This window comes from Patescibacteria group bacterium (assembly GCA_028692545.1).
Taxonomy (GTDB): Bacteria; Patescibacteriota; Patescibacteriia; order UBA1558; family S5-K13; genus STD2-204.
Genome location: JAQUXC010000001.1, coordinates 78,368 through 87,265, shown reverse-complemented (window position 1 = coordinate 87,265; position 8,898 = coordinate 78,368). Strand labels below are relative to the sequence as shown.

General features: G+C 31.3%; 6 protein-coding genes. 2 read left to right on the top strand and 4 right to left on the bottom strand.

The window, feature by feature from the left end; all coding sequences use genetic code 11:
- Positions 1 to 1,798: Ig-like domain-containing protein (locus tag PHZ07_00495; GenBank protein MDD3284056.1), on the bottom strand; the 1,798-nt coding region annotated here is incomplete at its 3' end.
- A gap of 45 nt (positions 1,799 to 1,843) precedes the next feature.
- Complete coding sequence (locus tag PHZ07_00490; protein ID MDD3284055.1) at positions 1,844 to 5,218, bottom strand: hypothetical protein; 3,375 nt, start codon at positions 5,216 to 5,218, stop codon at positions 1,844 to 1,846.
- 209 nt (positions 5,219 to 5,427) lie between these two features.
- Between PHZ07_00490 and PHZ07_00485 the strand changes: the two genes are divergently transcribed.
- Together PHZ07_00485 and PHZ07_00480 are read left to right on the top strand one after the other, a co-directional pair.
- On the top strand, positions 5,428 to 5,727 hold the full coding sequence (locus PHZ07_00485) for a hypothetical protein (protein ID MDD3284054.1): 300 nt from the start codon (positions 5,428 to 5,430) through the stop codon (positions 5,725 to 5,727).
- A gap of 39 nt (positions 5,728 to 5,766) precedes the next feature.
- Entirely contained in the window at positions 5,767 to 6,321 is a 555-nt protein-coding gene (locus PHZ07_00480; GenBank protein ID MDD3284053.1) for a LemA family protein, read from the top strand.
- Between the two features lie 370 nt (positions 6,322 to 6,691).
- Here PHZ07_00480 and murI read toward each other — a convergent pair whose 3' ends face one another.
- Positions 6,692 to 7,498 (bottom strand): glutamate racemase, encoded by an 807-nt coding sequence (gene murI / locus PHZ07_00475; protein MDD3284052.1) that lies wholly within the window; start codon positions 7,496 to 7,498, stop codon positions 6,692 to 6,694.
- Between the two features lie 11 nt (positions 7,499 to 7,509).
- Positions 7,510 to 8,862: a phosphomannomutase/phosphoglucomutase gene (locus tag PHZ07_00470; protein MDD3284051.1), complete on the bottom strand. Its 1,353-nt coding sequence runs from the start codon at positions 8,860 to 8,862 to the stop codon at positions 7,510 to 7,512.
- Between the last annotated feature and the right edge of the window lie 36 nt (positions 8,863 to 8,898).

Below are 8,898 nucleotides of genomic sequence, written 5' to 3'. Positions count from 1 at the left end.
CATCCCATTTACCACCAGTACTCTCACATCCAAATTGTGCTAGTGTTATACATTGCAATTTACTTGCACTCCAAGTATATCCACCTGGACACGTACAAATTTTACCATCCCATTTACCACCAGTACTCTCACATCCAAATTGTGCTAGTGTTATACATTGCAATTTACTTGCACTCCAAGTATATCCACCTGGACACGTACAAATTTTACCATCCCATTTACCACCAGTACTTTCACATCCTGATTGTGCTAGCGTTATACATTTAAGATTTTTTTCATCCCAAGTATATCCAGATGGACAAGAACATATGCTTTCTTTCCAAGTACCACCGGTACTCTCACATCCAAGTTGTGCCAAACTTATACACTTAAGATCTTTTTCAATCCAAGTATATCCTTTTGGACAAGTACAAGTACCTGCACTGCCACCTTCATCCATACCACCACCAATGCTACCAATCCAAGTGCCACCAGTACTCTCACATCCAAGTTGTGCCAAATTTATACACTTAAGATCTTTTTCAATCCAGGTATATCCTTTTGGACAAGTACAAACTTTACCTTCCCAGATTCCACCAGTTTTTTCACATCCCAGTTGTGCCGAACTTACACACTTAAGATCTTTTGGAACCCATTCATAATCTTTTTGACAAATACACGTTTCCCCAGTCCATACTCCACCTGTATCTGCACATCCTTTGTGTTCAAGAGACCAAACATTTATAATATTTGAACCCAATAATTCCAAGGTTTCACCTTCAATAGTTGCCTTCAAATTTATATATCCGGATACATTACTTGTAATACTAAATTCCACAACACCGCTAGCATTTGTATATCCGCTTGCAGGATTAATAGAAACTCCTTGGCTTGTAGAGGTCAAATTTACCTGTCTATTTACTATTGGATTTTTTAATGTATTTTTTACAGTAATAGTAACTTTGGAAACACTGGTTCCATCGCTATATATCAAATTTGGTGAAGCTACTATACTAGAATTTCCATTGTAGGCAATTTCTACCGCTCTAATTGCATCTACTGCTAAGTTAATTATATTATCTTTTACAGAAAAATAAGTAGCACTTCTATCATTCAAAGTATTTCTATTACCAGTTGACGAATCTATAAAACCAGAAAAACTATCAGGATTATCTTTATCAAAACTATATATAGTTGTATACAGAGCACCAATATCAGAATTTATTGAGCTTATATATCCTTGTAGCTGAGATCTTGCACTTTGAATTTGAGTTGTAAATTGGGATACATTTATATCACTATTTTGAATATATAATTCCGTAGAATTTAATAATGTAATCATACCCTGAATAGATGATCCTAAATTATTATATGAACTAAAAATACTTATTGATTTTAATAGTGAAATATATGGTACATAAGCATCCCTAAAAAACAAATCTCTTTCACTACGAGGAATGCTCTCTATTGTTGTAGTGCTGATATGACTATTTTTATCATAATAACCAGATAATTTTTCTATTAATTTGTTTTTTGTAGTATCAGATAAATAACTAAAATTTGGAATAGTGTTGTTCTTTGTGGAGTCAAAGGAATTAACAATTTTTAAAATATTATTCATGTTTATTGCCTCTCTTCTAGATATTTCATTTTCTCGAAGGCATCGACCATCTATATCATCTATCTGCCCTTTACAAACATCTCCATCATCTTCTACTGGCTTATTATCTATTATTTCTGAAGCACGATCTTCAGAAAAAACAAATCTAAAAGAAAATATAGATACTAATAAAATTGTTGCAATAAATATTTTTTTCATATATATAAATAAATTTATTAATTTAATATATTATTATTTTTTATACTAATAGCATCCTATATTGATATTACGATGTGCATACCCTTGACCCAAAGTGTAAATGTTCCATTTTTTATCTTGCCAAGATAAAGATGCAGAAAATTGAAGATTACTATTTGGGTCATAGTCCCATTCATAAGCTCCTGTATATCCCAATTCCTGACAATATCTATTTGCTGACTCTTCATTATTACGTACACTAAAATAACTTCCGCTAATATTTACTCTTGCATCAGTATATAAATCATAATGCATGCTCATAGTACATCCAGAAAAACTTATCCTCGAATTTACTCTAAGCTCAACACAAAATTGTTGAGGAACACGCAAAGCAGGGGATCTAAAAGAGGCACCATTTGATTCACTAACATTACCAGCTATTATTTCTTGTGTTACATAGGCCCTATTAGTAGAAATATCACTAGAAACATGTACATCTCCATTTATATCCAACTTTACGGATGGAGCAGTAGTACCTATTCCTACATTTCCCTCATTTGTAATAGTCATCCTATTGTCAACATTCCAAAATCTCAAATCATCATAGCCATCATCTTGATATATTCCCCATTTTGGACTGCTTCCACTTTGAACATCTATTTCTGCATTACCAGAAGCAGTTTTTATATGTAAATTTGCCCCTGGAACTGTAGTCCCTATTCCAACATTTCCATTTCCCAAAACAGTAAATAAATTTGTTGCATTATTTGTTATTTGCAACAACTCATCTGTACTACCAATTGTTTGATTTGTTTTTAATGTAATTGCTTCGGATATTGAATTGCCTGTGTTTACACCTGATGATATTTGTACAGAATTACCAACTCCATTTGGAGTAGATATTTTCATAAGCCCTGTTGACTCTGTATCTATTTCTGAATATTCAGTAGTACCTTCAGATATTTTTATTTTTCCACTTGTATTTATTATTCCATTCGTATCTACTACTAAAGCATGTCCACCTACAAAATTGACAGAGTCCAAAACCAAAATATTACCGGTTCCCTTAGAATAACCTCTTAGAGCAGTACCAGATTCAGAGACTCCCTCAACTCCATATGAAAATGAACTATTATCTCCTTTGGAATATCCATAAATACCTGAATAAGCATATTGACCAGTTGAAGATCTTAATCTTCTACCTACTCCACCATAAGTAGCGTTTACGGATTCTAAGCCTTCCGTATTACCAGTTCTACCAAAAAAACCAAATTCAATAGTGGAATTATTTAAATTTCCCTGAATACCTGCCGCTGCTCCTCCTACCAAATAATTATAAGTTTGAGTATAAGATGTCTTTGGAGTAGATAACAACCATCCACCCAAAGTCACTTTTCCATCACCTGAAATTTTTATTCCATAATTATTACCAACTTTTAATCTAAGCTCCCCTGTAGCATTTATATCAATTGCCTCTCCTGACTGAATATGTAATGTTTGCATTACTGTTCCTGTATCAACTACTTCCCCAGTGTTGGGACAAGAACTATCATATATATATGAAGCATCTCCGATTTGTAAGGCCTTCTCAGGAATGTCTTGTGTACCTCCTGGATTACAAGCAATTGATAATATATTATCAGAAAAGGATCCACAATCACCTGTACTTGCGCCTATTACACCATTTGCATTTACATACAAACAACGATTAGATGCTCCACCACTAAGCTCATCAATTTTTACACCTCCATTGGATTGCAAAGTTAATACATTATTATCATCGTTCCAAAATCTCAAACTATTATCGAGATCATTATTAGCATTATCTCTTTCATTATATATGCCCCAATGATTTCCTTCTCCAGAAACACTTTGAATATCAATTTCTGCATTATCTCCAGCAACTTTATAAACATGTATAGCTCTATTTGGAGTAGATGTACCAAGCCCAATTTCTCCCTTGGAAGTAACTACCATTTGATCATAATACGAATGAGCAAAAGTTTTAAAACTCAAAAAATTGGAATCGACTTGAGTGGAACTAATATTTATAGTTCCTGAAATCAAAGATTGTCCAGCCTCTAAATCCGTAGATGTAGATCCTACTGAAACACCTCTTATTCCTAATGATGATTTTGGCTCTAAATTCCAAGAATTTTGATTCATTTCCCAAAAAGAATTATCACCTATTAAATCGTCTACATAAGATTTTGGAACTGCATCATTGTCATAATTTGAACCAGAGCCTGGATCAGGAATACCTATTATTCTATTATTTCTTACGTTTAATTCTCCTGAGTCCATAATAATTCCTCCATTTACTGTTATTCCCGAATCGGCAGTAAGAGTACCCCCAATATTAAAAACATCTTCTGTTACAAGCAGCTCTCCTGTAACAGTTACATTATTCTCATCAAAAGAAATTGCATTGTTTATATTTCCATCTATTCTTATACTACCACCCTGATAAGCATTTGCCTCAGCAAGACCAGAATGATTGTCAGCATTCCATATATACCAATCTTCATTATTAGGTCCAGGCCATCTTGTCCTGCAACTTGATCCTGTTGGCAAACCAGATCCATCTATACCTTGATATTCTTCATTTGTTTTTGCACCAAGGCACAAGCTATCAGTCACTATAGTGTTGTCAGCATATACATTTGAATTACCGACAGATTCATCTTTTGAAACAGTAGAAATACCCCTTGAAACATATAAATCACCTTTACTGGCAGATACATCATCTCCTCCTATTTTTACACTATCATTTTCTATGACAACTCCATATTCTTCAGAACTATCAATGCCATGAAAAACAACAGGTCCATCAAATCTACCGGCTAAAATAGGTGAATAACCCCAAACACCAGCACCTTGATCAGATTGTCCAAATACACCCGTCCCTTCGTCACTGTATCCAAATATTGCTGTATTACTATAAGAACCAGAAAAAATTCCTATAGAAGAACCTAGAGGGGAAGAATCATACACATATAAACCAGTGCTTGAATCACCATATGTTTCTAAATAAATACTATTTATATTATTTTCATCATTTGAAACCGTTATATTTCCTTTGTTTACAAACAAATTAGCACCATTTTGCATCTCTAAATCAACACCATCTATTGTCATTTTTGATGTGTTTACAAGTATTCCTCCAGTAGCTTGAAGAGCACCACCACTAAACAATGATGCACCATATACATTTAAAACATTGTCTTCATTTATCAAATTTGTACCAACTGTAAGTCCACCAAGTTTATATTGATGAATAGATCCCTGATTTATAGGTGGCTCAACATTTCCACCGGGTGGATCTACTGATGGCTCTACCCATTCAGCGCCAATTACAGTACTCATTGCCAAAAAAAATGCAACAAATATAAAAACAAAGAAACTTATTTTATTTCTTTGTATGTTTTTATTTTTTGCCATAAATTTAAAAATTATTGAAAATTTTATTTTTCTTTTTTTATACATATATTATAATAAAAATTAAAAGAATTGTAAAAGGGAAAATATAATGATAAAATATTTAATATAGATAGACTTCATTTAATTATCTATAATATAAAATAAATATAGATAAATAGTCTAATTATAAATATTAGATAATCCAGTCATACAGACCGGACAAAAAAAATATGGAAATACAAAGTGAAAAAAAAATAAAAATTGCTATAATAATAATAGTAATAGCTCTTGCAGTAGAAATAATATACGTAAGTGGAATGTTGAAAAGTAATAAAAATAAAAAACAAGTTGAATCGGAAAATATATTAAAAACAGTAGAAGATATCAAAAAACAAAATGAAAACTCAACAACTTCTACAGACATAGATAGCGGAGACACAAATCAAACAAAAGAAGAAATTGTAATTCCACCAAACCCAAGAACAAAACCAATACCACTAGCACCAAAAAAACCAATAATAAAAAGATAAAAATTGTATATATTAAAAAATTAATCAATAAAAAATACTATGGACAAAATAATTTACATTGTACTAGGAGTATTGGCAGCTCTAATATTATGGATAGTAGGAATCTACAACGGACTCATAAAATTAAAAAATAGAACAGAAGAAGCTGTTTCTGATATAGATGTACAGTTAAAAAGAAGATATGATCTTATTCCAAACTTAATCGAAACTGTAAAAGGATATATGTCTCATGAAGAAAAGGTTCTTACAGAAGTCACAAATGCTAGGAATATGGCAATGAATGCAAAAAATCCACAAGAAAAATTGGAAGCAGAAAACACATTAACAGGAACACTAAAAACACTTTTTGCTGTATCAGAAAATTATCCAAATTTAAAGGCATCTGAAAACTTTATGAAATTACAAGATGAATTATCAGACACAGAAAATAAGATACAAGCTGCAAGAAGATTTTACAATGGTAATGCAAGAGACTTCAATATAAAAATACAAGTTTTTCCAGATAATATTATTGCAAATATGCTAAAATTCAAAAAATTTGAATTCTTTGAAGCAGAAGAAAAAGCAAAAGAAAATGTACAAGTAAAATTCTAAACTTCTTATAAATTTAGAACTCAAAAAAATAAAAGACCGCCAAGTTAAGCTCGGCGGTCTTTGTATATAAAAATAGGAAACGGCAAAAGGTTTCGAGACTAGTAATGTCTGACTTCATCCCGCCTTGGCGGGACAGGCGGGTATCTAAATCGTATTACGATTTACAAAACTATAAGTTTTGTATTTTTTGTTTTTGTGAAGATTTTTTTCTTTTCTACCCTTTTCTAGGAAAAGGGTAGAGCCTAAAAGTCGCGAGCGCATAAAAATTTTTATAAGCTCGCAAATAAAATCAGATATGATTCTTTAGGTTAATACGTTTAACGTCTAACGTTACGGGCATCGTAGCCATATTCCGTCTAACGATAATATTTTATATTTTTACTTTTTCAAATTTTACTTTTTTTCCCAAAATCATTTGTGACATTTTTTCATAATTTTCTGTAATGTCAGTTACAAGATATTCTATATTTCCATATTTATCTAAACCTTTTTCTATTTCCTTATGATTTTTTAAATATATTTCCAATTTTTCTGCAATTATTTTGCTTGAATTTAACACATTTATTTTTTTACCCATTACATTTTTGAACTCATCTAGCAAGATTGGATAATGAGTACAACCCAAAATAAGCGTATCAATATTGTAATCTTTCAATTCTTTAATATATTTTTTGAGTATCATTTTTGTCTCTCTACGCTTTATCCAATTTTCTTCAATAAGTGGTACTAAAAGTGGACAAGCACATTGAAAAACCTTAATATTTTTATCCAACTTTTTTAATTCAATTCCATAAACATTTGAATTCACAGTTGCCCTAGTTCCTACTACGCCAATTCTTTTTGTTTTGCTAACATCTATTGCCTCCTCAACAAGTGGCCTTACAACTCCTAAAACATTTTTTGATTCGTCGTTTATTTTTGGTAAATGTTCTTGCTGAATTTTTCTAAGTGCATCAGATGATGCGGTATTACACGCTACTATTATGAGTTTACAACCTTTATCAAACAAAAAATCTACAGCATTTTTTGTATATTCATAAACCGCTTCTTGACTCCTTCCACCATACGGAGAACGAAGTGTATCACCCAAATAAATATAAGAATATTTTGGTAATATTTTTTTTATTTCCTTGAAAGTTATAAGTCCTCCAAGTCCTGAATCAAAAATTCCAATCATATTTTTAATTTTTATGAATTTAAAACATTCATTACTTCTTCTCTTTTTATATTAATATCATCTTCGTTCAAAACTTCTATAGTTGTTTTGACTACTGGCTCTGTATTTGAAGCTCGAACATTAAACCACCAATCTGAAAACTCAACAGTAATTCCATCTATTTCATCTAATATATTTTTACTATAATAATTTCTTATATTATCTAACATTTTTATTGTATTATCAGCGGGCATCACAATTTCTGGATATCTGCGCCAACGTTTATTATTATCCATAAAATCTGATAATTTAAAATCTTTTTCTGAAATTGCTTGTAAAATAATTAAAAATGAGATATAACCTGAGTCTGCATAATAATTTTCTGCATATGAAAAGTGTCCTGAAAATTCTCCACCCATAACTCCATTTTCATTTTTCATATGTGTTCCCATATTTACATAGCCTACTTCTGAACGAATAGCATGTCCTCCATTTTTTTCAATAAATTCTTTGACATTTTTTGAACAAACTAAATTATATACAATACCTGCACCTGGATTTTTTTCCAAAAGTTGTTTTGCAAGAACAAGTATTACATCATCTCCCTGCAAAAATTTTCCTTCGTCGTCAACTAAAAATACTCTATCTGAATCAGCATCAAATATAAATCCCACATCAGCTTTTTCATCTACAACTTTTTTGGATAATTTTTCAGGTGCATCTTCAGCTAATGGATTTGGATTTCTATTTGGAAAATTTCCGTCTGGCTGAAAAAATAATGGAACAAGTTCTATCTGAGGCAATCTTTTTATAATTTCTGGAATCATAATTCCTGCCATTCCATTCCCAGCATCAACTACAACTTTCATTGGTTTGATTTTTGGAATATCTACAAATGAGAAAACAAAATCCAAATATTCTTTCCATATATCAATATTTATACATTCTCCCTTTGCATTTTCAAAATTTTTTTTATTATTTCTATAATCCCAAAGCTCTTTGCCTCTTATCCATTCTACTCCACGAGAAACCATTTTGAACCCACCATAAGATCCTGGATTGTGAGATGCTGTCACTGTAACTCCACCATCGTAATCAAATTTTCCTACAGCAAAATAAATTACATCAACAGACATAAGCCCCAAATCATAAATTTTTACACCCTTAGAAATTAAAGTTTCTATAAAAGCATTTGCCAAAGCTTCCGAAGAATTTCTAACATCTCTTGTAATAACTATTTTCATATTACCCGGCTTTTTGGATGTTTTGTCTGACACAAAAGATAAAAATAACTCTGCGATTTCTTTTGCTGATTCTTCATTAATTTCATCAGGATATATTCCTCTTATATCATATGACTTAAAAATTTTTTCTTGTAATTCCATAATTTTAATTTCTAATTATGAATTTTGAATTATGAA